General features: G+C 66.4%; 25 protein-coding genes and 2 tRNA genes. 13 read left to right on the top strand and 14 right to left on the bottom strand.

Annotated elements, in window-relative coordinates; translation table 11 throughout:
* Nucleotides 1-10 precede the first annotated feature (10 nt).
* Nucleotides 11-1,465, bottom strand: coding sequence for a 3-isopropylmalate dehydratase large subunit (gene leuC / locus BN4332_RS00270; protein ID WP_066895989.1), 1,455 nt, complete (start codon nucleotides 1,463-1,465; stop codon nucleotides 11-13).
* Between the two features lie 209 nt (nucleotides 1,466-1,674).
* On the opposite strand from leuC, the gene BN4332_RS00265 reads away from it, so the two are divergent.
* Nucleotides 1,675-2,439: a transposase gene (locus BN4332_RS00265; protein ID WP_435405183.1), complete on the top strand. Its 765-nt coding sequence runs from the start codon at nucleotides 1,675-1,677 to the stop codon at nucleotides 2,437-2,439.
* Between the two features lie 351 nt (nucleotides 2,440-2,790).
* Here BN4332_RS00265 and BN4332_RS00260 read toward each other — a convergent pair.
* The 5 genes from BN4332_RS00260 to BN4332_RS00240 all read right to left on the bottom strand — a co-directional run bounded on the left by BN4332_RS00260 (nucleotide 2,791) and on the right by BN4332_RS00240 (nucleotide 6,639).
* Nucleotides 2,791-2,863 (bottom strand) — tRNA-Glu (locus tag BN4332_RS00260).
* Between the two features lie 68 nt (nucleotides 2,864-2,931).
* A tRNA-Gln gene (locus BN4332_RS00255) sits at nucleotides 2,932-3,006 on the bottom strand.
* 141 nt (nucleotides 3,007-3,147) lie between these two features.
* The gene (gltX, locus tag BN4332_RS00250; protein ID WP_066895986.1) at nucleotides 3,148-4,614 is read right to left on the bottom strand and encodes a glutamate--tRNA ligase; all 1,467 of its coding nucleotides are present in this window, start codon (nucleotides 4,612-4,614) and stop codon (nucleotides 3,148-3,150) included.
* A gap of 9 nt (nucleotides 4,615-4,623) precedes the next feature.
* Complete coding sequence (locus BN4332_RS00245; protein WP_066895982.1) at nucleotides 4,624-5,400, bottom strand: fumarylacetoacetate hydrolase family protein; 777 nt, start codon at nucleotides 5,398-5,400, stop codon at nucleotides 4,624-4,626.
* A 60-nt stretch (nucleotides 5,401-5,460) separates the two neighbouring features.
* Entirely contained in the window at nucleotides 5,461-6,639 is a 1,179-nt protein-coding gene (locus tag BN4332_RS00240) for an alpha/beta hydrolase family protein (protein ID WP_435405140.1), read from the bottom strand.
* Between the two features lie 85 nt (nucleotides 6,640-6,724).
* Here BN4332_RS00240 and BN4332_RS00235 point away from each other — a divergent pair, with 85 nt between their 5' ends.
* On the top strand, nucleotides 6,725-7,915 hold the full coding sequence (locus tag BN4332_RS00235; protein WP_066895976.1) for an MFS transporter: 1,191 nt from the start codon (nucleotides 6,725-6,727) through the stop codon (nucleotides 7,913-7,915).
* A 2-nt stretch (nucleotides 7,916-7,917) separates the two neighbouring features.
* Here BN4332_RS00235 and BN4332_RS00230 read toward each other — a convergent pair whose 3' ends face one another.
* From BN4332_RS00230 to BN4332_RS00210, 5 genes are all read right to left on the bottom strand, one after another.
* Nucleotides 7,918-8,529 carry a dihydrofolate reductase family protein gene (locus tag BN4332_RS00230; protein WP_066895974.1) on the bottom strand — a complete coding sequence of 204 codons (612 nt, stop codon included), beginning with the start codon at nucleotides 8,527-8,529 and terminating at the stop codon, nucleotides 7,918-7,920.
* A gap of 140 nt (nucleotides 8,530-8,669) precedes the next feature.
* On the bottom strand, nucleotides 8,670-9,479 hold the full coding sequence (locus BN4332_RS00225; protein ID WP_066895971.1) for a BtpA/SgcQ family protein: 810 nt from the start codon (nucleotides 9,477-9,479) through the stop codon (nucleotides 8,670-8,672).
* A 33-nt stretch (nucleotides 9,480-9,512) separates the two neighbouring features.
* Entirely contained in the window at nucleotides 9,513-10,235 is a 723-nt protein-coding gene (locus BN4332_RS00220; protein ID WP_066895968.1) for a class II aldolase/adducin family protein, read from the bottom strand.
* Nucleotides 10,232-11,713 (bottom strand): FGGY-family carbohydrate kinase, encoded by a 1,482-nt coding sequence (locus BN4332_RS00215; RefSeq protein ID WP_066895965.1) that lies wholly within the window; start codon nucleotides 11,711-11,713, stop codon nucleotides 10,232-10,234. The genes BN4332_RS00220 and BN4332_RS00215 overlap by 4 nt, the downstream gene beginning before the upstream one ends.
* 99 nt (nucleotides 11,714-11,812) lie before the next feature.
* Nucleotides 11,813-12,601: an inositol monophosphatase family protein gene (locus tag BN4332_RS00210; protein ID WP_066895962.1), complete on the bottom strand. Its 789-nt coding sequence runs from the start codon at nucleotides 12,599-12,601 to the stop codon at nucleotides 11,813-11,815.
* Between the two features lie 238 nt (nucleotides 12,602-12,839).
* Between BN4332_RS00210 and BN4332_RS00205 the strand changes: the two genes are divergently transcribed.
* Genes BN4332_RS00205 through BN4332_RS00170 form a run of 8 tightly spaced genes read left to right on the top strand, consistent with a single transcriptional unit; the run spans nucleotide 12,840 to nucleotide 20,219 of the window.
* Nucleotides 12,840-13,553 (top strand): DeoR/GlpR family DNA-binding transcription regulator, encoded by a 714-nt coding sequence (locus BN4332_RS00205; RefSeq protein WP_066895959.1) that lies wholly within the window; start codon nucleotides 12,840-12,842, stop codon nucleotides 13,551-13,553.
* 40 nt (nucleotides 13,554-13,593) lie between these two features.
* Nucleotides 13,594-14,367, top strand: a complete 774-nt coding sequence (locus tag BN4332_RS00200) for an SDR family NAD(P)-dependent oxidoreductase (protein ID WP_066895956.1) — start codon at nucleotides 13,594-13,596, stop codon at nucleotides 14,365-14,367.
* Between the two features lie 32 nt (nucleotides 14,368-14,399).
* The gene (locus tag BN4332_RS00195; protein WP_066895953.1) at nucleotides 14,400-15,698 is read left to right on the top strand and encodes an ABC transporter substrate-binding protein; all 1,299 of its coding nucleotides are present in this window, start codon (nucleotides 14,400-14,402) and stop codon (nucleotides 15,696-15,698) included.
* 60 nt (nucleotides 15,699-15,758) lie between these two features.
* Nucleotides 15,759-16,607 carry a carbohydrate ABC transporter permease gene (locus BN4332_RS00190; protein ID WP_066895950.1) on the top strand — a complete coding sequence of 283 codons (849 nt, stop codon included), beginning with the start codon at nucleotides 15,759-15,761 and terminating at the stop codon, nucleotides 16,605-16,607.
* Nucleotides 16,604-17,425: a carbohydrate ABC transporter permease gene (locus BN4332_RS00185; protein ID WP_066895947.1), complete on the top strand. Its 822-nt coding sequence runs from the start codon at nucleotides 16,604-16,606 to the stop codon at nucleotides 17,423-17,425. The genes BN4332_RS00190 and BN4332_RS00185 overlap by 4 nt, the downstream gene beginning before the upstream one ends.
* Nucleotides 17,426-17,450: 25 nt before the next feature.
* Complete coding sequence (locus BN4332_RS00180) at nucleotides 17,451-18,503, top strand: ABC transporter ATP-binding protein (protein ID WP_066895940.1); 1,053 nt, start codon at nucleotides 17,451-17,453, stop codon at nucleotides 18,501-18,503.
* Between the two features lies 1 nt (nucleotide 18,504).
* Nucleotides 18,505-19,443: a sugar phosphate isomerase/epimerase family protein gene (locus tag BN4332_RS00175; RefSeq protein WP_066895936.1), complete on the top strand. Its 939-nt coding sequence runs from the start codon at nucleotides 18,505-18,507 to the stop codon at nucleotides 19,441-19,443.
* Nucleotides 19,444-19,454: 11 nt separating this feature from the next.
* Nucleotides 19,455-20,219: an SDR family NAD(P)-dependent oxidoreductase gene (locus BN4332_RS00170; protein ID WP_066895933.1), complete on the top strand. Its 765-nt coding sequence runs from the start codon at nucleotides 19,455-19,457 to the stop codon at nucleotides 20,217-20,219.
* Between the two features lie 101 nt (nucleotides 20,220-20,320).
* Here the strand turns inward: BN4332_RS00170 and BN4332_RS00165 are convergent, their stop codons facing one another.
* Complete coding sequence (locus BN4332_RS00165) at nucleotides 20,321-21,331, bottom strand: 3-isopropylmalate dehydrogenase (protein ID WP_066895930.1); 1,011 nt, start codon at nucleotides 21,329-21,331, stop codon at nucleotides 20,321-20,323.
* Nucleotides 21,328-22,914, bottom strand: coding sequence for a phosphoglycerate dehydrogenase (gene serA / locus BN4332_RS00160; RefSeq protein WP_066895927.1), 1,587 nt, complete (start codon nucleotides 22,912-22,914; stop codon nucleotides 21,328-21,330). The genes BN4332_RS00165 and serA overlap by 4 nt, the downstream gene beginning before the upstream one ends.
* Before the next feature lie 65 nt (nucleotides 22,915-22,979).
* Between serA and BN4332_RS00155 the strand changes: the two genes are divergently transcribed.
* The 3 genes from BN4332_RS00155 to BN4332_RS00145 all read left to right on the top strand — a co-directional run bounded on the left by BN4332_RS00155 (nucleotide 22,980) and on the right by BN4332_RS00145 (nucleotide 25,386).
* The gene (locus BN4332_RS00155) at nucleotides 22,980-24,410 is read left to right on the top strand and encodes a phytoene desaturase family protein (RefSeq protein WP_066896039.1); all 1,431 of its coding nucleotides are present in this window, start codon (nucleotides 22,980-22,982) and stop codon (nucleotides 24,408-24,410) included.
* Nucleotides 24,407-25,012, top strand: coding sequence for an NAD(P)H:quinone oxidoreductase (wrbA, locus tag BN4332_RS00150; protein WP_066895924.1), 606 nt, complete (start codon nucleotides 24,407-24,409; stop codon nucleotides 25,010-25,012). The genes BN4332_RS00155 and wrbA overlap by 4 nt, the downstream gene beginning before the upstream one ends.
* 146 nt (nucleotides 25,013-25,158) lie before the next feature.
* The gene (locus BN4332_RS00145) at nucleotides 25,159-25,386 is read left to right on the top strand and encodes a hypothetical protein (protein WP_220096851.1); all 228 of its coding nucleotides are present in this window, start codon (nucleotides 25,159-25,161) and stop codon (nucleotides 25,384-25,386) included.
* A gap of 12 nt (nucleotides 25,387-25,398) precedes the next feature.
* Here BN4332_RS00145 and BN4332_RS33940 read toward each other — a convergent pair.
* On the bottom strand, nucleotides 25,399-25,648 hold a 250-nt coding region (locus tag BN4332_RS33940), incomplete at its 5' end, for a hypothetical protein (protein ID WP_220096850.1).

The raw sequence follows: 25,648 nt of genomic DNA, 5'->3' as shown, positions 1-25,648 counted from the left end.
TGTGTTCCTCTCAGCGGGACGCAGCAGGCAGATCGGCGGGGGACGCCAGCTTTCCGCGCACGGCGGTGGCTGCCGCGACGGCCGGCGAGACCAGGTGGGTACGGCCTCCCTTGCCCTGTCGGCCTTCGAAATTCCGGTTGGACGTCGAGGCGCAGCGCTGCCCCGGGGACAATTGGTCGGGGTTCATACCAAGGCACATCGAGCAGCCGGCCTGACGCCATTCGGCGCCCGCCGCGGTGAAAATCTGGTCGAGACCTTCCGATTCGGCCTGGGCGCGAACCCGCATCGAGCCCGGCACGACCAGCATCCGGATGCCGTCGGCCACCTTGCGGTCGCGCAGCACGTCGGCGACCACCCGCAGATCCTCGATACGCCCGTTGGTGCAGGATCCGACGAACACGGTGTCCACGGCGATGTCACGCATCGCCATCCCCGGTCGAAGATCCATGTAGGCCAAGGCCTTCTCCGCGGCCTGACGCTCGGCATCGTCGCCGATCAGCTCCGGATCGGGCACCGAGGCGGACAGCGGCACACCCTGGCCCGGGTTGGTGCCCCAGGTCACGAACGGGCTCAGCGCGGCGGCATCCAGGTAGACCTCGGTGTCGAATTCGGCACCCTCGTCAGTACGCAACTGGCTCCATGCGGCGACCGCGGCGTCCCAGTCGGCGCCCTTCGGGGCGTGCGGGCGGCCCTTGAGGAACTCGAACGTGGTCTCGTCGGGGGCGACCATGCCGGCGCGCGCGCCGGCCTCGATGCTCATGTTGCAGATCGTCATACGACCCTCCATCGACAGCGCCTCGATGGCGCTGCCCCGGTATTCGATGACATGCCCCTGCCCACCGCCGGTGCCGATCTTGGCGATGACGGCCAAGATGATGTCCTTGGCGCTCACCCCCGGGGGCAGCACGCCGTCGACGTTGACCGCCATGGTCTTGAACGGCTTGAGCGGCAGTGTCTGCGTGGCCATCACGTGTTCGACCTCGGACGTGCCGATGCCCATCGCAATGGCGCCGAACGCACCGTGGGTCGAGGTGTGGCTGTCGCCACAGACCACCGTCATACCGGGCTGCGTCAATCCGAGCTGCGGGCCGATGATGTGCACGATGCCCTGTTCGGCATCGCCCATCGGGTGCAGCCGGATGCCGAATTCCTCGCAGTTGCGCCGCAATGTCTCGACCTGGGTGCGCGAGACCGGATCGGCGATCGGCTTGTCGATGTCGACCGTCGGCACGTTGTGGTCCTCGGTCGCGATGGTCAGGTCGGGCCGTCGCACCGGCCGGCCGGCCAGGCGCAGTCCGTCGAACGCCTGCGGGCTCGTGACCTCGTGCACGAGATGCAGGTCGATGTAGATCAGGTCGGGCTCCTTGGACGCGCCCTCCCCCTCGCCTCGCGCCACGACATGGTCGTCCCAAACCTTTTCGGCCAGGGTGCGCGGCTTCACGGATGTCTGTGTCGATTGGTCCATCGCTACTTCTCGATTCGATTAACGGCGAATGCGGGGCTGCATCAAGGTTCCGCCAGGGCTGGGAGGTACCTTCGTCATCTGAGCTGTCATCTCACAATGCGAGACGTTAGTATCTCTCTGTGAGAAATGATAGNGAGAAACTGCTCGAAGACGCGTTGATCAAGGTGTCGGCGGTGGCTTCACGGCTGGACACTATTTCGGTGCGGGCCATGGTCGAGGCGTTGATCGCCGGTGAACGCGATCCGCGGCAGTTGGCTGATCTGGCCCGCGGACGGATGACAGCCAAACGCACCGAGCTGATCAAGGCGCTCGATGGTCGTTTTGATGATCATCACGGCGAGTTGGCCCGGATGCTGCTCGATCAGATCGACGCACTCGATGCCCAGATCGCCACCTTGACCGCACGGATCGCTCAGCGACTGGCACGCACCGAGCCCGACGATCACGACCAGGATCGGCCCGGTGGTGGCCTGGCGTCGACGGACCTTTCGGCCGTCCAACGGTTGTGTGAGATCCCAGGTATCGGCCCGACCACAGCGCAGATCATTCTGGCCGAGATCGGTATGGACATGACCCGATTCCCCACCGCAGCGCACCTGGTGTCCTGGGCCAAACTGTGCCCACGCACCATCCAGTCCGGGCCGGTAACCCGAGCCGGCAGAACCGGAACCGGCAACCCCTACCTCAGAGGCGCTCTCGGGGAGGCCGCTGCGACCGTGGCCAAGACCGACACCTTCCTCGGGGAGCGGTATCGACGACTGGTCAAACGCCGCGGCAAGCTCAAAGCCCTTGTCGCGGTGGCCCGCTCGATCTTTACCATCGTCTGGCAGCTGCTCGCCGATGCCACCGCACGTTTCCATGACCTAGGAGCCGACTACTACACCCGGCGGGTCAACATCGAACGCCGCATGCGTAACCACATCGCCCAACTGACGGCCATGGGCTACCGCGTCAGCGTCGAACCCGCCGCCTAACCACACCAAAACACACAGCCGGCTGCGCCGGCTGCCTTCGGCCTGCCCACTCACCCTGGGACATTTTCCGGTCAGCGTGGCCGTCGTCGCCCAGCGCCACTCCAGCGTGACAACCCGAGCGCCCCGGCCCATCCGATTCGCCGCCGAACCCCGCCGGCGTCACGCCAGAGTGACGTTCGACACCCAGCGCCACTCCAGCGTGACAAAGCGGCCGACAACGCGACAAAGCGACGAGCGACAGGGCGACGGCCGACAAGGCGACGAGCGACAGGGCGCCGGCCGCGGCGCGAGGTCAAAACCCACACAACGCAAAGGCGCCCAGTTCGTGAGAACTGGGCGCCTTTACTTCTGTACCCCCGATGGGATTCGAACCCACGCTACCGCCGTGAGAGGGCGGCGTCCTAGGCCGCTAGACGACGGGGGCTAGAACTTCCGGATGGTCAGCATAGCTCAGGCGGTCGTACTCACCTAATCCGGCTGATCCGCTCCGGATGGCTGGGGTACCAGGACTCGAACCTAGAATGGCTGAACCAGAATCAGCTGTGTTGCCAATTACACCATACCCCATTAATTGCCCATCACCGCAGGTCACGAGCAATTTCGATCCGATCGGCGTTCCGGGGGCCTCCCCGTTTCGCTTTCCGGGCCGACGAGCAGACTACCAAAGATTTTCGGTGCTTTTTACCAAGCCCCGTCGCGCCCGGCCGTTCACAACCGGCCGCGGGCCGCCCGCAGCCGCTCGAGGCTGCGCTCGGCTCCGAGCAGTTCCATCGACTCGAACAACGGCGGGCTCACCGTGGCACCGGTGACGGCGACACGGATCGGCCCGAACGCCTTACGCGGCTTGAGCTCCAGACCGTCCAGCAGCGCCGCCTTGAGCGCGGCCTCGATGTTGGCGGTGTTCCATTCCCCGATGCCCTCCAGGGCGCTCAGCGCGGCGTCCAGGACCGGCGCGGCCTCCTCACGGAGTTCCTTGGCGGCGGCCTTCTCGTCGATCTCGTAGGAGGCGTCGTCGAGGAACTTCAGCAGCCCCCATGCGTCGCCCAACACCACGATCCGGGTCTGGATCAGCGCAGCGGCCTCGGCGAAGGCGGTGTCGTCCAAGCCGGTGTCATGGCCGTGCGCATCGAGATAGGCACGCAGTCGCGCGGTGAAGTCCTCGGGGGTCAGCAGCCGGATGTGCTCGGCGTTGATCGCGTCGGCCTTCTTCTGGTCGAACCGCGCGGGGTTGGAATTGACATCGGCCACATCGAAAGCGGCCACCATCTCGTCGAGACTGAACACGTCATGGTCGTCGGCGATGCCCCAACCCAGCAGCGCCAGATAGTTCAGCAGGCCCTCCGGCAGGAAGCCGCGGTCGCGGTGCAGGAACAGATTCGACTGCGGATCCCGCTTGGAGAGCTTCTTGTTGCCCTCGCCCAGAACACTTGGCAGATGAGCGAATTCCGGGATCCGCTCGGCGACGCCGATGCGCATCAGGGCCCGGTACAGGGCGATCTGGCGCGGGGTGGACGGCATGATGTCCTCGCCCCGCAGCACGTGGGTGATCTTCATCAACGCGTCGTCGACCGGATTGACCAAGGTGTACAACGGATCTCCGTTGGCCCGCGTGATCGCAAAATCGGGCACCGAGCCCGCCGGGAAGCTCACCGGTCCGCGCACCAGGTCGGTCCAGCCGAGGTCCTCGTCGGGCATCCGCAGGCGCAGCACGGGTTTACGCCCCTCGGCCGCGAAGGCCGCGCGCTGCTCGTCGGTCAGCGTGCGATCGAAGTTGTCGTATCCCAGCTTGGGGTTGCGGCCTGCCGCGTGGTGGCGGGCCTCGACCTCCTCCGGCGTGGAATACGCCTCGTAGACCTCGCCGGCCTCCAGCAGCCGCGCGATCACGTCACGGTAGATCTCGCTGCGCTGGGACTGCCGGTACGGCTCGTATGGACCGCCGACCTCGGGGCCCTCGTCCCAGTCCAGGCCCAGCCACCGCAGCGCATCGAGGATCGCGGCGTAACTCTCGTCACTGTCCCGCGCGGCGTCGGTGTCCTCGATGCGGAAGACGAAGGTGCCGCCGGTATGCCGGGCGTGGGCCCAGTTGAACAGCGCGGTGCGGACCAACCCGACGTGCGGCGTTCCGGTCGGCGACGGACAGAACCGGACTCTGACCGGACCAGACGGGGATGTCATCACTTACCTCTACTTCTGCTTGCGTACAACGGGATTGGTAAGGGAGCCGATGCCTTCGACGGTGACACTCACGGTGTCGCCGTCTTCGATCGGGCCGACGCCCTCGGGGGTTCCGGTCAGGATCAGGTCACCGGGCAACAGCGTCATCACCGCCGAGACCCATTCGACGATGGCGCCGATGTCGTGGATCATCAGCGAGGTCCGGCTGCGCTGGCGCACTCCCCCGTTCACCTCGGTGCGGATCTCCAGATCCGAGGGGTCCAGGTCGGTGACGATCCACGGGCCCACCGGGCAGAAGGTGTCGTGCCCCTTGGCCCGCATCCACTGCCCGTCCTTGGCCTGTTGGTCGCGCGCCGAGATGTCGTTGGCGACGGTGTAGCCCAGGATGTTCTCGGCGGCGCGCGCGGCGGGGACGTCCTTGCAGGGGCGCCCGATGACGATCGCGAGCTCACCCTCGTGGTGCACGGGGTTGGCATCGGCCGGCAGCTGGATCGGCACGTTGGGGCCGATGATCGCGGTGTTGGGCTTGAGGAAGATCACCGGATCCTCGGGGGCCACCCCGCCCATCTCCTCGGCGTGGGCGGCGTAGTTCTTGCCCATGCAGACGACCTTGCTGGCCAGAATCGGGGCCAGCAGCCGGACATCGGCCAGCGGCCAGCTCCGGCCGGTGAAGTTGGGATTGCCGAACGGGTGCTCGGCGATCTCTTTGCAGACGGCGTCGGCACCGTCGCCTTCGACACTGACGAAAGCGACGCCGTCGGGACTGGCAATTCGACCTAAGCGCATTTTGACCAGGGTAGTGCGCAGCGTCTGACGACCAGCGCCGACGCCTCCGGTCGGGCTCCCTCAGTCGCCCCCGAACACCGCGGCGAGGAACGGGGTCGAGTCCGGGATGGAGGCCAGCACGGTGCCGGAGTGATCTTCGTCGGGATAGATCTTGAGGGTGACGTCCTGCCCGTTGGCCCGGAGCTGATCGTTGAGTTGCTGCGACATGCTCGGCGGGACATCGCGGTCCAGCAGGCCGACACCCAGGAAGATGGGCCGGTCGTACCCGCTGGTCGGCGTTCCCAGGTAGGTGTCCAGGGCCTCAGGCGCGCCGGGCAGGCCGGCCAGCGGCGCGCGGAAGAACCCGGTCGGCGTGATGCCGGCGAGCTGCTGGTCGAGCTGCGGCTTGCACAGCGTCTCCGCCTGGTTGACGGCATCCAGCCCGGCCGGGGTGAGCACGCTGTCGACGTCGAGATCGGGCCGGGCCTCGCGCACCCCGGCCAGGATGTATGCGGTGTAGCTGTTGGCCGCCGGGCCGAGATTGGGTGGCAGCGCCATGTCGGGCCCGGCCTGCTTGACGATGTTCTCGACGTTGAACGGTGTGCCGGTGGCGACGACGCCGCGGTAGTCCAGCCCGGTGCCGCGGCTGAACTCGGTGGCCCAGCGGGCGCTGTTGACGGCGGCCCCGCCGCCCTGCGACTGACCCACCAGGGCCCACTTCTTCGACAGCGGCAAATCCATGTGGTGCATCGCGATCACCGAGTCGACGACGCTGTGGGCCGTGGCCACGCTGTTGAGGTAGCTCATCAGCCCGGGGGTGCCGAGGCCGGCATAGTCGGAGCCGACGATGGCGTAGCCCTGGTCGAGCCAGTGCGTCAGATATTCGGCGTCGCGGGCGCTGCGGGGTTGCGCCGAGGGGGCGCAATCATCGCCGAGGCCGACGGTTCCGTGCGCCCATGCGATCGTGGGCCAGCCACCGACGGGCGGCTCGCCATGCGGGATGAATACGGCCGCGGTGGCCAGCGCTGGCGAATTATGTTGGTCGACAGTGGAATACAGGATGCGATAGGCGCTCGCCGCGCCGGGGACCGACAACGCCGGATCAAGCGGGACGGACTCGATCAGGGTGCCCGGGCTCGGGATCGGCGCCTCGTGGCGTCGGGCGTCGAGTCCGGACCAGTTCGGCTCGGTCGCCGCGGCGGTCGGTGCCGCCACGAGTCCACTTATCAGCAAAACGGTTATCGCCGCCCACAACTTCACGTTCACAGCCTATGGCACCGTTCGGTCATCTCATATTTTGGGATTCCAGTTCAATATTATGAGACGTTCGTGAAACTATGGCCCCATGCCGGTTTCCTCGATCAGCACGTTGCGCCGTTGGTCGATGTTGGTGATCGCGCTCACCGCGACCACGTGCGCCAACGTGTTCATCAACGGCGCGGCGTTTCTCATCCCCACCCTGCACACCGAGCGGGGCCTGGGTCTGGCACAGGCGGGCCTGCTGTCGTCGATGCCCAGTTTCGGCCTGGTTCTGACCCTGATCGCTTGGGGTTACATCGTCGACCGGGTCGGTGAGCGGATCGTGCTGACGGTGGGCTCGGCACTGACCGCCGCCGCGGCCTTCGGTGCCGCCGCCGCTCACTCTCTGGTGGTCGTCGGGGTCTTCCTGCTGCTGGGCGGGATGGCCGCGGCGAGTAGCAATTCGGCCAGCGGACGGGTGGTGGTCGGCTGGTTTCCGCCCGAACAGCGTGGGCTGGCCATGGGAATTCGGCAGACGGCGACTCCGCTTGGCGTCGGTCTGGGCGCGTTGGTGATCCCGCGCCTGGCCGAGAGCCACGGTGTGACAGCCGCATTGCTGTTCCCCGCGGCCGCGTGCGTGTTGTCGGCGGTGATCTGCGCCGTGGGTGTGCTGGATCCGCCACGGCCGCCCCGGCACGAAGCTCCGGCCGAACATCTGGCCAACCCGTACCGGGGCTCAAACGTGTTGTGGCGCATCCATGCCGTGTCGGTGCTGCTGGTCGTGCCACAGGGCATGGTGTGGACGTTCACCCTGGTGTGGTTGATGAGTGATCGGGGCTGGTCCGCCGCCTCCGCGGGCACGCTGGTCACCGTGGCCCAGATATTGGGCGCTGCCGGGCGAATCGCCGCGGGACGATGGTCCGATGTGCTGGGGCAACGGCTTCGGCCCATCCGCACCATCGCGTTGGCCGCGGCAGCCACGATGGCGCTCCTGGCCTTCACCGATTGGCTGGGCTCGCCGATCAGTGTCGCGCTGATCGTGATCGCCTCGGTGATCACGGTGTCCGACAACGGTTTGGCGTTCACCGCGATCGCCGAGATCGCCGGGCCGTTCTGGAGTGGGCGGGCCCTGGGCACGCAGAACACCAGCCAGCACCTGGCGACCGCCAGTTCCGCGCCGCTGTTCGGCGCCCTGATCGGTGTGGCGGGATACCCGGCAGCGTTCGCGGTATGTGCGTTGTTGCCGTTGTTGGCGGTGCCGCTGGTGCCGGCTGACCCGGTGCTCGAAGAGCGGTGACGCTATGCGTGCTCGCTCATGTCCCCCGTCTCCGGGATGCCGTCGGCGAGTCCATAACGCAGGTACACGATCCCGCTGGGGCTGGCCTCCGGCGGCTGTAGCAGGGTGAGGTTGGTTGGCACCACACCACCGTCGAAAACCTTCTTGCCGATGCCGAGCGCAATCGGGTGCACCCAGAGGTCGATGTGGTCGAACAGCTTCTCGCGCAGCAGGGTCTGCACCAGGTCGAGACTTCCGACGACCTTGACCTTCTCGTGCCGGTCACGGACCTCACGCACCGCGCCGGCCAGATCGGGACCGAGCTGGGTGGAGCCCGCCCATGACAGCTCAGGTGTACCGCGTGACGCCACGTACTTGGGAATGCTGTTGAACAGCGTGCCGAATTCGTTGTCCTGCTGCGGCCAATGCGCGGCGAAGATGTCGTAGGTCCGGCGGCCGAGCAGGAGGGCATCCGTGCCCGCGTAGGCGGTGTCGACCTGCGCTCCGGAGACCTCGTCGATCAGCGGCGCCTGCCAACCACCGAACGGAAACCCCTCGGGGTCCTCGTCCGGGCCGCCGGGGGCCTGCCCGACGAGGTCGAGGGTGGCGAACAGTTCGATGTCGATGACGCCCATGGCGCTGCTCCCTGCTGAGTTGATTTGTCTCGGTAGGGAGGTAGACCCGTCGGCCTCGACAAACTCATCGGTGCGAGCACCCGCAGGCGCCGCCCGGGCCGCGAACGGCTCGTCCCCGGGCGGCGCCTCCGGGCGTACCGCTAGTTCTGACGGAAGTTCTTCACCACGGCCATCAGCTTCTCGACCCGCTCGGCATCAGAGCGGTTCTCGAACACCCCGTCCTTCTTGAACGCCGTGCCGACCACCGCGCCGTCGGCGATGCTGAGCTGCGCCTCGGCTGTCTCCACCCGCATTCCGGTGTTGACGAATACCGGCACCTGGCCGGCGTTGTTCTTGACCGTGGACAGTGCCGAGGTGTCCGTGGGCGCACCGGCGGTCAGGCCGGAGACCACCAATGCGTCGGGTTTGGCGTTGAACACCGTGGATCGGGTGATGTCAGCCAGATCCCGGTCGCCGAGGTACGCCGTCGCTTCCGGAACCACGTTGAACAACAGGCGCACGTTGTCGGCATGCACGCGGCGCCGGTGCCGAGCCGCGTGTCCGACGTTGGTGTTCCACAACCCGAAATCGCTGCCGTAGGCGCCGGTGAAGATCTCGCGAACGAACTTCGCGCCCGTCGCGGCCGCGAGGTCGATCGATGCCACGCCGTCCCACAGCACGTTGACCCCGAACGGCACTCGGACCTCGTCGAGGAGCTCACCGATGACGCGGGCCATGGCGGTCGCGGTGATCGGCTCGGTCTTGGTCAGGTACGGCAGGCTGAACTCGTTGGAGAACATCACCGCGTCGACCCCACCGGACTGCAGTGCATCGAGGTCGCGGCGGGCGTTGTCGACCACCGATCGCATGCCGGCAGCCGTGTCATAGGACGGGTCGCCCGGCAGCGCGTCCAGGTGCAGCATGGCGATCACCGGTTTCTGCACACCAAAGACGTCGTCAAGCCATTCCATGGTTCCTCTATCTCCTCTTGTTCCTCTTGTCCCTCAGGCCAAGCGCTGAATCGTGACTGTCTGGGTGTCGAGGTGGACGCGTCCCGCCTCGATATCGCGAGCGAGCTCGCCGTCGAAAATGTGGTGCAGGGTGAGCTGTTCGGGAGTCGCCCCGAGCGACGCCACCTTCATGGCCTGGCGCGCGGCTTTCTCGATGACCGTCGCCGTGAACAACGCATCAGCCAGATCGGGACCCAATGCCACCGCACCGTGCCGGGCCATCAGGGCCGCCTTGCTACCGCCGGCCAGAACCTCGACCATGTTGTCGCCCAGTTCTTTGGATGCGACGACACCGAAGCGTCCGCACCGGATCGGACCGAACCCGACCCGGGTGTACGAGTCGATGGTGGCGGTGGGAATATCGCGTTCCGCGGCGGCGAAAACCTGCGAATCCTCCGCATGCGTATGCACGATGGCGTTGACGTCGGGCCGGGCGGCATAGATCGCGAGATGCATCGGCAATTCGACGGTCGGCTCAGTAAGTGACCCCGGAAGGGTGTTGCCCTCGGGGTCGACGACCGCGACGTCTTCCGGACGAACGTCTTTCCAGCTCCGGATCGGCAATCGATCCGATGGGGCCGGCAGCGCGTAGATCACGTCGTTCTCCCGGTCGAACAAGGTGATGTCGCCGGAATCCAGGCCGGTGGTGAGGCCGAGATCGACCATTCGCCAACCGCCGTCGGCCACCGCCACCTTGTAGTCGTGCCGGATCGTCATCGCGACCTCCGCGTCAGTCCGTGCGAAATCGGCACCAGCGCGTCGCCGGCCTCTCGCCACAACTGATATGCCTCTTGATAGATCGCCGACCGCTCACGGTCGGGCACCACCGGCGCGTCGAACTGCAGGAATCGACCGGCATCGTCGAGGCCGAGCACCCCGGCTCCCACGCCCGCCAGGATGGCGGCCCCCAGCGAGGCCCCGGGATGGTCACGCACCGGCGCCAATTCGGTGCCGAGCACATCTGCGTGGATCTGCTTCCACAGGGTGGACTTGCTGCCGCCGTTGGTCACCCTGGCCCGGGACAGGGTGATTCCCGCCGATCTCATCACCTCGGCGTTGTGCCGGAATCCGAACGCGATCGCCTCGAGCACCGAGCGATACATGTCCGCCCCGGTGTGGGCGAGCTCGAGGCCGATGAACGCGCCCCGCAACTGCGGGTCGTGGATCGGCGATTTCTCACCGAGGAAGTACGGCAGGCACAACACCGCCGCGGGTCGGCGCGTGCCGGCCTCGGTATCGAGATCGCTCAACGGCGTTCCCCCGATGAGGGTCTGGAACCACCGGATGAGACTGCCGCTGGTGGCCATGCAGCCGTTGGGCAGCCACGTGCCCTGCCGCGGATGCGCATCGAGATAGAGGCGCGCATCGACGATGGGATCGGCGCAGGCGGTGAGGATGTCACCGGCACCGCCCAACTTGATCAACCAGTCCCCTGCCGTGTCGACGCCTGCGGCGTAGGCCGACAGCACATGGTCGGCGCCGCCCACCACCAACGCGACATCGGCAGGCAGGCCGGTGGTTTCGGCCATCGACGCGCTGATGGTGCCGACCCTGGTACCGGGCCGGTGCACCTCGCACAGCGACGAAGCAGGCAACTCGACGGCATCGAGCGCCGGATCGAAATGCCCGCCGTCGAGGGTGTACAGGCCGGACTCCAGCGCCCAGTTCTGCTCGACGTGCGGCGGCGCGCCCAACGCGATCAGTACATAGTCGTACGATCCGACCAGATAGCGTGTGGCCGACCAACTTTCGGGCTCGTTGCGCTGCAACCAGCGCACGGTCGGCGCCACGGACTGCTGAGTCAGCGCGGATCCGGTGCGCGACAACATGTCCGCGCCGTCGAGCACTGTCGACAGCTCGTCGATCTCGCGGGTGGCCCTGGCATCGTTCTGCAGGATCGGCCGGCGCACCGGCCTCAGGCCGGCGTCGAGGCAGACCACCGCGGGAACCATCCCGGTCGCCGACACCGCCGCCACCAACGCCGGGTCGATCTGCGATTCGGCCAGAACCTGCCGAATTCCCTGTACCGCGTTGGCAACCCACGCCGATGCGTCCGCCTCGGCATATGCCGGCCCGTCCGAGAAGATCGGCGAGCTCAATGTCGCCTGCGCCACGATCCCGGCAGTTTCGTGCAGCAGAACCGTTTTGGTTCCCGTGGTGCCGATATCGACACCGATCAGATAGGTGCCCCGCAAAGACCTGTCTCCTGTCCAGAGTTCACGATGCCCGCGCAACGTGCCGCTGACACTAGCCGAGAATGTGAAGAACTATCAACCTTTTGTTAACAATTCACGTCAGATCGGCTCTGGGGCGGTGACCCGAAGCTCGTCCGCGAGCGTGGCCGGTCGCCGCACGGTCAACCCGGCCTCCTCTGCCACCAACGCCGCAGCCGCCCAGTCGTACTCGCCGAGGTGGCTCTCGACATAGCCGTCCAGCGCGCCTTCGGCGACGGCACAGATCGCCAGCGCGGCTGACCCGAGAGCCCGGGCGTCGGTGTATCCGGCCATCATGTCGGCGGTCATGCCGCACTGCGCGCGCCGGACCTCGGCCGAGTAGGCATAGCCCATCCCGAGCAGACGCGCGGCACCGTCGACCCCCACGGCCGGACCGGTCAACCGGCGCACCCCCGCGTCGTCGACCAGCCACGCCCCGCCACCCCGGTAGGCGTAGTAGGTCTTACCGAGCACGGGCGCATCGACCGCGCCGGCGACCCACTGCCCGGTGCGCATACAGACCGCGCCGACCGAGGTGGCGTAGTACGGAATTCCCCTGGTGAAGTTCGTCGTACCGTCCAGCGGATCGATTGACCACCGGATTCGCGCTCCGTCCGGAACCGTGCCGGGCAGTTCCTCGCCCGTGACATGGTCGTTCGGCCTGCGATTGCCCAACACGGTGCGCACCGCGTGTTCGGCGGCGACATCCACGTCGGTGACCAGATCGCCCCGCTCGCCCTTGACCGTCACGCTGGCGCTGCGCCGCGGACGTGAACGCAGGACCGCCGCGCCCGCCCGCGCCGCCTCCAACGCCACATCGGCGAGTTCGGCGGCCAGTCCAGCCGCGCTGCCACACTGCTCAGAATCCATTTCTGTTACCTCTTCCCATCTCACACCCGGTTATGTTAAACATTAACGACATTCGTCCGTGAGTTGAAACATCACAGTGAAAACTGTCAACTATTCACACAGTGTCACAGGGGGTTGCCGATGTCAGTCGAAGAGCGAAGAGCCCTGATCGAAGAACGGCTGCGGGCAGACGGCGAAGTGGACTACGCATCGTTGGCCGCGATGTTCGACGTCTCGGAGATGACGATTCNACGGCGAAGTGGACTACGCATCGTTGGCCGCGATGTTCGACGTCTCGGAGATGACGATTCGGCGCGATATCGATGCCCTGGAAGCACAGGGTGGGGTGCGGCGGGTACGCGGCGGTGCGATCGCCTACTCCCACAAGGCCGAGGAGCCCGCGTTCGGCACCCGCGTGGAGTCCGCAACCGCCGAGAAGGCCCACATCGCCGCCGCCGCCGTCGAACTGTTGGAACCACACGAGACCGTCATCATCGACAGTGGCAGCACCGCGTTGGCCGTGGCGCACCAGATCCGTGGCCGGGGCCTCGGCCTGACCGTGATCACGCCGAGTGTGCTTGCCGCACTTGAACTGGTCGACGAACCCAACACCACCGTCTTCCTCACCGGCGGACGAATGAGACCCGGCGAGCTCAGCCTCATCGGCTCCGACGCCCAGGCGACATATCGCCGCTACAACTGCGACACCTATGTCATGGGTGTCGCCGGTGTCGATGCCAAGCGCGGACTCACCGACTATCACAGCGAGGAAAGCGACGTGAAGCGCGCGGCCATGGAGTCTGCCGACCGCGTCATCCTCGCCGTCGACTCCAGCAAGCTCGGCCGCGTGCAGCTGGTCAACATCGCGCCGCTCAGCGCGGTGAACACGATCGTGACAGACGGTCCACATGACGGCCCGGTACTGGAGGCCGCCCGGCAGCAAGGCATCGACGTGCGGGTCGCAGACGAGTGATCTCGAACGTCCATCGATCACGGTAAGAAAAGGAAGAGCATTGACGAAGACAGTCGTAGTGACGGGCGCAGGGTCCGGCATCGGTAAGGCCATGGTGACCGAATTGGCCCGCCGGGGCTGGCAGGTCGTCGTGACCGACGTCGACGAGCAGGCCGCGAAGAACTGTTCGGAACAACTCGACACCGCAGCCGGCCAGCACCACGAGTACCTGCAGCTCGATGTGACCGACCCGGCCGCGGCCACCCGCGTCGCCGACGACGTCGCGGACCGCCTCGGGCTGGACGCCTGGGTGAGCAACGCCGGAATCTCGTTCATGGAGCGCTTCTTGGACATGCCGCTGGACCGCGTCGAGAAGACCTTCGACATCAACCTCAAAGGCGTGTTCATCTGCGGTCAGGCGGCGGCTCGGGCAATGGTCCGCACCGAGAGCAGGGGCACGATCGTCAACACCGCATCGATGGGCGGCAAGCAAGGCCGGGTTCCCTTCCTCAGCGATTACATCGCATCCAAATTCGGTGTCATCGGACTGACGCAGGCGATGGCCTTCGAGTTGGCCGCGCACGGCATCACCGTCAACAGCATCTGTCCCGGCTATGTCGCAACGCCGATGCAGGAGCGCGAACTCGAGTGGGAGGCCTCGTTGCGGGGCACGACTGCCGAAGCGGTGAAACAGATGTGGATCGACGACACCCCGCTCGGACGTGTCGAGCAGCCAGAAGACATCGCCAAGGCGCTGACCTTCCTGCTTTCCGATGACGCCCGGTTCATCACCGGCGAGGCACTGGCCGTCAACGGCGGCGCCTTCATGGATTGATCACCCACCGAATCAACAGGATTGGAAGGGATATGGCAGGAACAAGAAAGTGGTTGTCCTCCGTCGCCGCGCTGTTAGGGGCGACCACATTGGCGCTCGCGGGCTGTTCGAGTTCCGGCTCCGCGGGCCAAAGCGGAAGCGGCGCAGGCGACATCCCCGCCGACCATGCGGGCACCGTGAAGATCCTCATGGAGGACGAACACGACACCGAAGCGGTCGAATCCCTGCTCGATGGCTTCAAGCAGGCGTATCCGAACATCAACGTCGACATCGAGAAGCTCGCCTACGATTCGATGCGCGACAAGCTGGTGGCGTCGTTCCAGGCCCCGCAGGGCACGTACGACCTGATCATGATCGACAATCCGTGGACCGACGACTTCGTCAACGCCGGATTCCTGGCGCCACTGGACAGCCGGATCGAGACGGCGAGCAAGCTCGACTACGACGACTTCTACCCGGCGCTGCGCGGGGTCAACGAGATCGACGGATCCACTTACGGCATCCCGATGTACAACTACGCGCAGGGCTACATCTACCGGGAAGATCTGCTGCAGCACGCGGGCCTGCCGGTGCCGACCACCCTCGATGAGCTGGTGACGACCGTCAACAAGATGACGACACCGCAGCACGCCGGCATCGCCCACAGCCCGCAGCGCGGCTACAAGATCCTCGAGGAATGGTCGAGTTGGTACGCCGCGGCCGGCGGTTCGATGTTCGACAAGGACTGCAATCCGACGATCGACACCCCGGAAGCCCACAAGGCGCTGCAGATCTACATCGACACGCTGAAGTCCGCGTCGCCGCCCAACAGCGCGAACTGGGCACAGGACGAGACCATCCGGTCGCTGTCCTCCGGCGGATCGGCCTCCATCGTCGGATACAACTGGCTGACCTCAAGCCTCAACTCGCCCGAATCCGGCGAGCTGGCAGGCAAGTTCAAGCTGGCACCGATGCCCGGGGGTCGTGGTGCACTGGGCGTCTGGTCCTGGGCCATCCCGGCCAATTCCAAGGATTCCGACGCGGCCTGGGCGTTCATCTCCTGGATCACCGACAAGGCCACCGACAAGCAGCGGGTCATCAACGGTGGCGCGCCCACCCGGATCTCCACCGTGGCAGATCCCGAGGTCCGCAAGTCGGGCAACGGTGAGAGCTACTTCGCCGCGGTGGACGAGATTCTCACGAACACCGTCCCGTTCGCGCAGGGGCTCAACGCCGAACAGATGGTCCAGGAGGTCGGCACGCAGCTCAACGAAGCGGTGATCGGCGCCAAGTCCATCGATCAGGCTCTGGCCGACGCGCAGGCCGCGGCCAACCAGATCACGGGACGCTGACCCGGTTTCCGCGGAGCGCTCCCCCTCAGCGCTCCGCGGAAACCGCCGAGAGAGAGCACAATGAGAAGGTTTCGCTACGGCATGATGGCGCCGTTCGCAACGGTCTTCGCCGTTGCCATCGGTTTCCCGTTGGTCTACGCCGTGTATCTGAGCTTTGTCGACAAGAAGCTGACCTCGCAGCGACCGGCGCAGTTCGTCGGAATCGACAACTACACCAAGGCGTTTCAGGGAAAGTTCATCGGCTCACTGAGCGTGACGGCGACCTATGTGGTGATCGCGGTGGTTGTCGAACTTGTGCTCGCACTGCTCATCGCGCTGGCGCTGCAGCGGCAACGCTGGATGAAGGACCTCACCCGCTCGGTCCTGCTGATCCCGATGTTCATCACCCCGATCGCCGTCGCACTGGTGTTCCGGTTCCTGCTCAACAGCCAACTCGGCGTCATACCCAGCGCATTGCACAAGGTCGGGATCGACCACGATTTCTTCGGTTCCGGCTCGGCACTGTTCACGCTCATCGCCATCGATGTGTGGCAATGGACCCCGTTTCTGGTGCTGCTGCTGGTGGCCGGTCTGGAGTCGATGCCCAAGCAACCACTCGAAGCCGCCAAGGTGGACGGGGCCGGCGGTCTGTACACCTTCTTCCGGGTCACCTTGCCGTTGCTCTCGCCGGTGCTGACCGTCGCGATCATGCTGCGTGCGCTCGATGCGCTGAAAGTCTTCGAATACGTCTATGCCACCACGCGAGGTGGCCCGGGCACCGAGACGGAGACCATCCAGTACCTCATGTACCAGACCGGGATCCAGTTCTTCCGGCTCGGAGAGGCGAGCGCCATGGCATGTCTCGTGCTGGCGTTCGTGCTGGCCGTCATCGTCGTCGTGTACCGCCGAATGGAGAAGTCCGCAGCATGAGTGACTTTCGGCGCAAGTCCTTCAGCGCGCTTCGCATCGGTTTCCTCCTCGCCGGCGTCGCGATTGTCGTCCTGCCGTTGGCCTGGATCGCTCTCGCCAGCTTCAAGACGCCGGGACAACTCAACGATCCGTGGCTCATCGCCTTCACACCGTCGATGGACAACTGGAAACAGGTGCTCGACAGTACGATCGTCAGCGCCGTCGTCCGCAGCGCGATCGTCGCGTTCGTGACGGTGGGCGTCAGCATCACCGTGGGCAGCATGGCCGCCTACTCCATCAGCCGCTACAAGACCGGTGGTTCGGCAACACGATTCGGCATGCTCGCGGCGCAGGTCCTGCCGCCTGCGGTGCTGGTTTTTCCGTTCCTCACCGCCGGATACGCGATGAATCTCAGTGGAACGCTGATCCCGGTCATCTTCGCCCACATCAGTTTCGTGCTGCCGTTCGTCACGTGGTTCTTGATCGGGCTGTGGGAAGCGGTCCCCCGGTCCCTGGAGGAGCAGGCTCTCGTCGACGGACTCACCCGGTTCGCCGCATTCCGCAAAGTGATGATCCCCCAGATGTATCCGGGCATCGGCGCCTCGGCGATCTTCGGCTTCATCCTGTCCTGGAATGACATGTTCTACGGGCTCATCCTGGCTCCGAACAACAACCAGCTTCTGCCGGTGGCCATCTCGTCGTTCAATACGTTCCGTGGCGTCGACCTCGGCTCGATGAGCGCCGCCATCATCATCTCGATCGTTCCGGTCATCATCGCGGCGTTCTTCGTACAGCGACGCCTGATCCAAGGCATGGGCGGCGGAGCCGTCAAGTTCTAGCCGCCTCGGCAATTTTGGAGATCACATGGCAACAATCACCTTCCGCGATGTGTGCAAGGACTACGGTCAGGTACGCATCGTCGACAACCTCAACCTCGACCTGCCCGACGGTTCGATGACGGTGCTGGTAGGCCCGTCGGGGTGCGGGAAGTCGACGTCGCTGCGCATGCTGGCCGGCCTCGAACCGATCAGCTCCGGCGACATCTTCATCGGCGAGCGCAACGTCACACACGTCGACACCCGGGACCGCGACATCGCGATGGTGTTCCAGAACTACGCGCTGTACCCACATCTGAACGTGCTGGGCAACATCGCCTTTCCGTTACGCGCCAAGAAGGTCAAGAAGGCCGAGGCGCACCGACGCGCCCGAGAGGTCGCCGAATCGATCGGGCTCGGCAGCCTGCTCGACCGGCGGCCTAAAGACCTCAGCGGTGGTCAGCAGCAGCGAGTCGCCATCGCTCGTGCCATCGTCCGGGAGCCCTCGGTCTTCCTGTTCGACGAACCGTTGAGCAATCTCGACGCCAAACTGCGGGTGGAAACCCGTACCGAGCTGCTGCACATCCAACGCCGGCTGGGCATCACGTCCTTCTACGTCACCCATGACCAAGAAGAGGCGATGACACTGTCGGATCGCATGGTGGTGATGCGGGAGGGCAGCGTGGCCCAGGCCGGCACCCCGCTGGAGGTGTACTCGAAACCGGCGGACACCTTTGTCGCCGCTTTCGTCGGGTCCCCGAAGATGAACTTGATCCCCGGAGCCAACGAAACCGGTGGATTCCGAACCGAATCCGGTCTGCAGTTGGACCTCACCGCGCCGATCGACGGCCCCGTCGTACTCGGTGTGCGACCCGACGATCTGCTGCTCACCCCCGCCGCGGAAGGCACCGCCACCGTGACCCTGGTCGAGCTGCTGGGACCGCGTGCCATCGTCACCGTCGCAACCGGCGACGTGGAGCTGACCGCGGTTGCCGAGGTCAGCCGGCTCAGCGGAGTCACCCCCGGCGCTCCGATCGACGTGAAGGTCCGGCCCGACAGCGCACACTTCTTCGATCAATCGACCGGAAAGCGAATGAACTGAGATGACATCGCCATCCACCGGCGGACCCAACCTGATCCTCGGAATCAACACCTGTTTTGCCGTCAAACGCTGGCCGCAACCCGAGGCGTGGGCTCGTATCGTCACCGAGGAACTGGGGCTCGACACCGTCCAACTCAGCTTGGACCTGGTGCCGTTCGGCCTGAACAGGGACGCGATCCGGCGCTACGCCGAACGGGTCCGCACCGCGGCCGACGATTTCGGCATCGGCATCCACAGTGTGTTCACCGGGCTGGCCGCCTACTCTTCGCCGCTGTTGCTCGCCGAAGACCCGTTCGACCGCGCCGCGGCGTTCGAGTGGTATCAGGAGATGGTCGGCTTCACCGCGGCGGTCGGGGCAACCGGACTCGGTGGGCACATCGGTGCGTTATCAGTGTCGGCGGCTGCCGATCCCACGCTGTCGAAGACCCTCATCGCGACCGAGATGGACCAGATGCGACGGCTCGCCGAAACCGCCGCCGACGTCGGACTCGACCATATGCAGTTCGAAAACCTTGCTGTCAGAAGGGAATACGGTCACAGTATCGATGAGGCGCACGATATCGAGGCTGAACTTTCCGGTACTGCGGTGCCGTGGCGGCTGTGCCTGGATCTGGGACACCCGTCTTCGCTGACACCGGGGACACCCAGCGCCGATCCGTTGACCTGGTTGACCGAGAAGTGGCTCAACACGCCGGTGGTGCAGCTTCAGCAGTCCCCCGTCGGGGCGGATCATCACGGCCCGTTCACCGCTGCCGCCAACGCCTCCGGCACCGTCGACCGAGATGCGGTGCTGGCACGGTTGGCCGGCTGGACCGGTGATGTCCACCTGTTCTTCGAGATTATCCATTCGAACGAATACCCCGACGAGACCGTCCTGGACGAGTTGCGCGAAAGCGTGCAGTTCTGGCGCGCCGGCCTCGACTGCCTCACCACCGTCTGAACGGAGCGCCCATGGATATCGGTCTGCACGACTCTGTCGCCTTCGTCACCGGCGCCGGCACGGGTATCGGACGCTCGACAGCGTTGGCGCTGGCCGCCGAAGGTGCGGCCGTCGCCGTCGCTGATATCGACATCGCGTCCGCCAGGGCCACCGTGGCAGAACTCATCGCACTGGGCGCCGAAGCCATTGCCGTACAAGCAGATGTGAGCGACGAGGAGTCAGTGGCCGAAGCGGTGGCCACCACCGTCCACGAACTCGGCAGCCTCGACGCGCTGGTGCTGTGTGCCGGGATCTCCGGCCTGTACGGCAGATCGATCGATGAGATCAGCACCGGTGAGTGGGATCGCATGTTCGACATCAACGTGAAAGGCCAATGGCTGCCCGTCAAGCACGCGCTCCCGTTCCTGCGCCTCAGCTCGACGGCTTCGGTCACGATCGTCGCATCGGATTCCGCGCTTGCCGCCTGGCCTCTGCACGTTCCGTACTGCGCGTCCAAAGGCGCGCTCATCATGATGGTCAATGCCATGGCCGTCGATCTGCGGGCCGACGGCATCCGGGTGAATTGCGTGTGCCCCAGTGTGGTGAACACCCGAATGCCCAAGAACGACATCGGTTTGTCCGATGACGCCGATCTCGGGGACCGCTATCCGATCCACGAACCCGAGGACATCGCCCGCTATCTGACGTTCCTCGCCTCACCTGCCGCGGCGACCATCAGCGGGCATGCGCTCGTTGCCGATTTCGGATTCGTCGGACAGTCCTCGTTCCCGATGTGATGGCGCAGCCGCGGAAACCGCGAAGGAGGCTCCGAATGGCGAACAGCACACGCTGACCGTCAGCGTGTACGGTCAGCGCCGGCCGATCGCAGCGTCTGTGTTCAGAGCAGCGACAGGATCCGCTCGCCGACCTCGCTGGTCGACAGCTTCGCGTCACCGCGGGTGGCCAGGTGCTCGCTGACCGCCTTGTCCACCCGGGCGGCGGCGTCGGTCTCGCCGGTGTGCGCGAGCAGCAACGCCACGCTCATCACCGCGGCCGTGGGATCCGCGATCCCCTGCCCGGCGATGTCGGGCGCGCTGCCGTGCACGGGCTCGAACATCGACGGATTGGTCCGCGTCGCATCGATGTTGCCGCTCGCGGCCAGGCCGATGCCACCGCACACCGCAGCCGACAGGTCGGTGATGATGTCGCCGAACAGATTGTCGGTGACGATCACGTCGAATCGGCCCGGATCGGTGACCATGTGGATGGTCGCGGCGTCGATGTGCTGGTAGGCCACCTCGACGTCCGGGTACTCGGCGCCCACCTCGGCAACGATCCGCGACCACAGGCCGCCGGCGAAGGTCAGCACGTTGGTCTTGTGCACCAGCGTCAGATGCTTGCGGCGGGACTGGGCCCGCGCGAAGGCATCCCGCACCACGCGCTCGACACCGAAGGCGGTGTTGACGCTGACCTCGGTGGCCACCTCGTGCGGAGTGCCGACGCGCAGCGCGCCGCCGTTACCGGTGTAAGGGCCTTCGGTGCCTTCGCGCACGACGACGAAGTCGATGTCGGTCACGCCCGAAAGCGGGCTGCTGACACCGGGATACAGCCGCCCCGGCCGCAGGTTGACGTGGTGGTCGAGGGCGAACCGGAGCTTGAGCAGCAAGCCGCGCTCCAGCACACCGCTTGGCACCGACGGGTCACCGATGGCGCCGAGCAGGATCGCGTCGTACCCGCGCAGTTCCTCGATGGTCTCGGAGGTGAGCAGTTCTCCGGTCGCGTGGTAGCGCCGCGCGCCCAGGTCGTACTCGGTCCGGTCCACACCGGGCAAGACCGCGTCGAGCACCTTCAGCGCCTCGGCGATGACCTCCGGGCCGATGCCGTCACCGGCGATGACTGCGAGTTTCATGACAGGTCGACCACTTCCAGCGTCGTGGCGTCAACCGCGGAGGCGATCGCGGTGCGCACATCCTCGGGCACATCGGTGTCCAGGCGCAGCATCACGGTGGCGCTGTCCCCGTCGACGTCCTGGCTCAGCTGTGCAGCCAGGATGTTGACGTCCGCGCTACCCAGCAGCGTGCCGATCTTGCCGAGCGCGCCCGGCTGATCGTTGTAGTGGACGATGAGGTTGTAGCCCTCGGCCCGCAGGTCGAAGTTGCGCCCGTTGATCTGGACGATCTTCTCGACCAGCTGCGGCCCGGACAGCGTGCCTGCGACGTTCACCGCGCTGCCGTCGGCGTGCACGACGCGCACGTCGACCACGCTGCGGTGGTTGGGGCTCTCGGTGGCGGTGCTGATCTCGGAGGTCACCCCGCGGTCGGCGGCCAGGGTCGGGGCATTGACGAACGTCACCTGCTCGTCGACCACCGCGGAGAACAATCCACGCAGCGCCGACAGGCGCAGGATCTCGACGTCTTCGGACGCCAGCTCGCCGCGCGCCTGCACCGACAGCGAGACCGGGGCCGCATCGGACAGGGCGCCGGCCAGCAGGCCGAGCTTGCGCACCAGGTCCAGCCACGGCGCCACCTCTTCGCCGACGGCGCCGCCGCCGACGTTGACAGCGTCGGGCACGAATTCGCCGGCCAGCGCCAGCTTCACGCTGGCGGCCACATCGGTGCCGGCCCGGTCCTGCGCCTCGGCGGTCGAGGCACCCAGGTGCGGGGTGACGACGACCTGCGGGAGCTCGAACAGCGGGCTGTCCGTGCACGGTTCGGTCGCGAACACGTCCAGCCCGGCGGCCCGCACATGGCCGCTGGTGATGGCATCGGCCAGGGCCTGCTCATCGATCAGGCCACCACGGGCGGCGTTGACGATGATGACGCCCGGCTTGGTCTTGGCGAGGTTCTCCTTGCCGAGCAGGCCGGCGGTCTCCTTGGTCTTGGGCAGGTGCACCGAGATGAAGTCGGCACGGGCCAGCAGGTCGTCGAGCGGCAACAACTCGATGCCGAGCTGGGCGGCACGAGCCTGCGACACGTAGGGGTCGTAGGCCACGATGTGGGCACCGAAGGCAGCCAGGCGCTGGGCGACCAGCTGGCCGATACGGCCGAGGCCGACGACGCCGACGGTCTTGCCGAAGATCTCGGTGCCGGAGAACGACGACCGCTTCCAGGTGCGCTCACGCAGCGTGGCATCGGCGGCCGGGATCTGCCGGGCCGCGGACAGCAACAGGGCCAGGGCGTGCTCGGCGGCGCTGTGGATGTTGGAGGTCGGCGCGTTGACCACGAGCACCCCGCGGGCGGTGGCGGCATCGACGTCGACGTTGTCCAGGCCGACGCCGGCACGGGCGACAATCTTGAGTTTGGGGGCCGCGGCGATGACCTCGGCGTCCACCGTGGTGGCGGAACGCACCAGCAGCGCGTCGGCTTCGGGCACGGCGGCGAGCAGCTTCTCGCGGTCCGGACCGTCGACCCACCTGACCTCTACCTGGTCACCGAGCGCGGCGACGGTCGATTCCGCGAGCTTGTCGGCAATCAAAACAACGGGAAGACTCACGCGGACAGCCTAGTGTGTGGGCGCTACCACACCGGCACCGCGTGCGGTGTACTGGTGACGTGGACGTGGACGTGACAATCGTCGGTAGCGGGCCCAACGGCCTGTCCGCCGCCGTCATCTGTGCCAGGGCCGGGCTGGCGGTGCGCGTGATCGAGGCCCAGCCGACGCCAGGCGGCGGTGCCCGCACCCTGCCCGATCCGGAGTTTCCCGGGGTCAGCCACGACATCTGTTCGGCGGTCCACCCGCTCGCGCTGGCGTCACCGTTCTTCGCCGCCTACGACCTGACCGCCCGCGGCGTAGAACTGGCCGTCCCCGAGATCTCCTACGCCAGCCCGCTGCAGCACCGTCCGGCGGCCATCGGTTACCGCGACATCGAGCGCACCTGCGCCGAGCTGGATTCCGGGGATTCGTGGCGGCGGCTGCTGGGGCCGCTGGCCGCCGATTGCGACGGCGTGGTGGGTCTCATTCTCGGCGACAAACGATCGATACCGCCGTCGATCGGGGCGGCCCTCCGCGTCGCCCCGAGGCTCCTGGCCCAGGGCACGCCGCTGTGGCGATCGCTGGCGGGCGAGGACGCTCGGGCTTTGTTCAGCGGGGTTGCCGCACATACGATTTCAACGATGCCGTCCTTGGTTTCGGGTGGGGCAGGCCTGATGCTGGCGACGCTGGGACACGCCGTGGGCTGGCCGATCCCGATCGGCGGGTCCCAAGCCATCCCCGATGCGCTGATCGCCGATCTCACCGCGCACGGCGGCGAACTCGTCGTCGGACAGGAGGTCATCGAACCCCCGGCCGGCGTGGTGATCTACGACACCGCACCCACCGCGCTGCTGTCGATCTACGGCAAGAGCCTGCCGCCGCGTTACGCCCGGGCGCTGAGCCGCTACCGCTACGGGCCGGGCGTGGCGAAGGTCGACTTCGTGCTGAGCGGCGAGATCCCGTGGCATGACCCACGTCTGGCCCAAGCGCCGACCCTGCACCTGGGCGGCACCCGGGCACAGATGGCGCTGGCCGAGTCCGAGATCGCCGTGGGCCGTCACGCCGAGTGGCCGATGGTGCTGGCCGCGCTCCCCCACATCGCCGATCCGTCCCGGGTCGACGAGGCCGGCCGCCGGCCGATGTGGACCTACGTCCACGTACCCAACAACTCCACGCGGGATCTGACCGAGACGGTGACCGCGATCCTCGAACGGTTCGCCCCCGGCTTCCGCGACCTGGTGGTCGCAACGCGCAGCGTGCCGGCGTCGCGCATGGACGAGCACAATGCCAACCTGGTGGGCGGCGATATCGGGGTCGGGGGCAACAACATGGCGAGCGCCCTGCTCGGCCCGACGCCACGGCTCGACCCGTGGACCACGCCGATTCCCAAGGCGTATCTATGCTCGTCGGCCGCGCCGCCCGGCGGTGGGGTGCACGGGATGGCCGGCTTCTATGCGGCCCGCACCGTGTTGAAACGGGAGTTCGGGCTGCGGGACCTGCCTAAGCTGGCGCCATGACCCAGCCCAAGGTAGCCGTCATCTACTACTCCGCCACCGGCCACGGCACCACCATGGCGCAACGTGTCACCGCCGCCGCGGAATCGGCCGGCGCCGAGGTGCGCCTTCGGCACATCGCCGAGACGCAGGATCCGGCGTCGTTCGCCCACAATCCGGCCTGGACCGCCAATTACGAAGCCACCAAGGATCTTCCGGCGGCCACCGGCGAGGACATCGTGTGGGCGGATGCGGTGATCTTCGGATCCCCCACCCGATTCGGTTCTCCCACAGCTCAATTCCGCGCCTTCATCGACTCGCTGGGCGGACTGTGGGCGGAAGGCAAGCTCGCCGACAAGGTGTACGCGGCCTTCACCTCATCGCAGACGCTGCACGGTGGGCAGGAGTCGACGCTGCTGAACCTGTACGTGTCGCTCATGCACTTCGGCGGGATCATCGTGCCGCCCGGCTACACCGATCAGGTGAAGTTCGCCGACGGCAATCCGTATGGCGTGGGCCTGGTCGCCAACCGTGACAACATCGCCGAATTCGACGAGGCGACCAACGATGCCCTCGACCATCTGGCCCGGCGCGTGGTCGGCGTCGCCGCGCGACTGGCCGCGTAGAACGCTTGGGGTGATCCGCCCGACCGGACACCCGACCGGGTCGCCGCGACCTACAGTGAAGTGGTCAGGCCTTGAATTCAAATCGAGGGGGTGACGAGGTGTCGACTCGACATCCGCGCCACGTGGCGACCACCTGCGGAGCGGCGGTGGCATTGGCTGCCGTGGTGTCGTGCGGCCCGGGAAAACCGGTACCCAACATCGAAGAAGACGTCACCATCCCCCAGATGACGATCGGCGAGACCGTGACGGGCGAGCCACACACCGAACCGGGCGACACCCGAACACCGACGACGCCGCCGTCGACCCCCGAGACCCCCAAGGCCACCCCGCCGGTCAGCGCCACACCGCCGCCAGAGTTCGCCCATCCGCACTGATCGCGGGCTGGTTCACCTCGCGAGCCTTGGCAGCTGCTCAAGAATTTGCTGTTGAAAGCATATTTCTGCGCCGCAGCCAGCACTCGGCCGGAATTGCCGGTGATGTTTGCTCACGTCGTTGTCTGATGTGATGTACATCACGTAGAGTCGAGGCAAAGCGTTGTTCGATAGGGGCCGGCCATGGAGCACACGACGACGCACCTGAAGGTGCTGGGTGGAATCGCGGCGGCAGGTTCGGCGGCCGTCGCCGCTCTGTGCCTTT

This window comes from Mycolicibacterium houstonense (genome assembly GCF_900078665.2).
GTDB classification, from domain to species: Bacteria; Actinomycetota; Actinomycetes; order Mycobacteriales; family Mycobacteriaceae; genus Mycobacterium; species Mycobacterium houstonense.
This window is presented reverse-complemented; position numbering and strand designations above follow the sequence as displayed.